This window comes from Brevibacterium sp. SIMBA_078 (genome assembly GCF_046534565.1).
In the GTDB taxonomy this organism is placed as follows: Bacteria; Actinomycetota; Actinomycetes; order Actinomycetales; family Brevibacteriaceae; genus Brevibacterium.
The window spans coordinates 1-270 of the sequence record NZ_JAWRYQ010000234.1 but is presented as its reverse complement, the minus strand read 5'-3'; the positions used below and the strand labels follow the sequence as shown (position 1 = coordinate 270).

Here is a 270-nt window from a genome sequence, read left to right as displayed (position 1 = left end):
CGCTTAGTACCGATACTGTTTCATAGTTTCTTGAAGAGAAGCAAGAATCATTTTCTTTACTTTTACTTCCTCTCTTTTTTGACTTAATGATAAGTTACTCAAGTTCTTTGTTTTTGATGAAATCAGTTCCATTTGAAGTTCAAGGATTGGACGAACTACTTCAACATGACCAAAATCTTTCTTAGGTTCTGGTGTCCTACAAGTAACACTTTCGTCTCTCTCTATCGGGGAAAATCCATCACCATGTGAAATGAAAATTTTGCCAACGCC

The 270-nt window shown here is 35.9% G+C and carries 1 protein-coding gene; it reads right to left on the bottom strand.

The window, feature by feature from the left end:
• Positions 1-3 precede the first annotated feature (3 nt).
• Positions 4-270 (bottom strand): hypothetical protein (locus SB749_RS19550; RefSeq protein WP_410711771.1); only part of this gene is annotated, 267 nt, incomplete at its 5' end.